General features: G+C 42.0%; 1 protein-coding gene. It reads left to right on the top strand.

The features are described from left to right. Positions 1 to 393: 393 nt before the first annotated feature. On the top strand, positions 394 to 1,215 hold an 822-nt coding region (locus B3S86_RS15275; protein WP_290754314.1), incomplete at its 3' end, for a class I tRNA ligase family protein.

Here is a 1,215-nt window from a genome sequence, read left to right as displayed (position 1 = left end):
GCGTAATTCGATTGGAATTACGACACGACCGAGCTCGTCTACTTTACGTACAATACCTGTTGATTTCATTTTGTTGTTCCTCCTTTGATGTCATGGATCTCTTTTTCTTTTGAAAAATCGTCAAAATTCGACATCGTTTCTATAGAATGTAGAATACTAGACTTTCCAAAAGTAGTCAACCAATCTGAATAGCTTGAAATCAAAATGTCATTTATTTCTCAAAAAACCCATATTTGAAACGATTTATTAATATATTTTCCCTTTTTAAAGGAAATGAAACTATAGAGTGTGTTTTTTTGTAATTTGATGTCTGATGTCAAAAAATGTTTCGATTCGACAAAAAGTGAATTTCGACATCAGTCCCGTAACAGCGTATAATAGCCTATAATGAAGATGGAAATAAGAGAACGGAGGAATAACATGGCAAAGACATTTTATATCACGACCCCGATTTATTATCCAAGTGCAAAACTACATATCGGTCACGCGTATACGACGGTGGCTGGAGATGCAATGGCACGGTACAAACGACTTCAAGGATTCGACGTCCGGTATTTGACAGGTAGCGATGAGCACGGTCAAAAGATCCAGGAAAAAGCAGCAGAAGCAGGTATCTCGGAACAGGCATTCGTCGATGGTGTCGTCGAGCAGATTAAAGTCTTATGGGATCGTCTCGACATCTCGTACGATGATTATATCCGGACGACAGAACCACGTCACAAGAAAGTCGTCGAAAAAGTGTTCGAGACACTTCTTGAATCAGGCGATATCTACCTAGGTGAATACGAAGGTTGGTATTCGATTCCGGATGAGACGTACTATACGGAATCACAACTCGTCGACGGAAAGAGCCCCGATAGTGGACACCCAGTCGAACTCGTTCGCGAAGAATGTTACTTCTTCCGGATCAGCAAGTACACGGACCGTCTGCTTGAGTACTTTGAAGCGAATCCGTCATTTATCTTGCCAGAATCACGTAAACACGAAATGATCAATAACTTCATTAAACCGGGTCTCCAAGACTTAGCGGTCTCACGGACGACATTCAACTGGGGTGTACAAGTCCCATCGAATCCGAAGCACGTCGTCTACGTCTGGATCGATGCGTTGACGAACTATATCTCGTCACTCGGTTATGGTACGGACGATCATGGTAATTTCGATAAGTACTGGCCAGCAGATGTTCATCTCGTCGGAAAAGAAATCGTTCGTTTC

Source organism: Exiguobacterium sp. UBA3968 (genome assembly GCF_002385115.1).
GTDB lineage: Bacteria > Bacillota > Bacilli > Exiguobacteriales > Exiguobacteriaceae > Exiguobacterium_A.
This window is presented reverse-complemented; position numbering and strand designations above follow the sequence as displayed.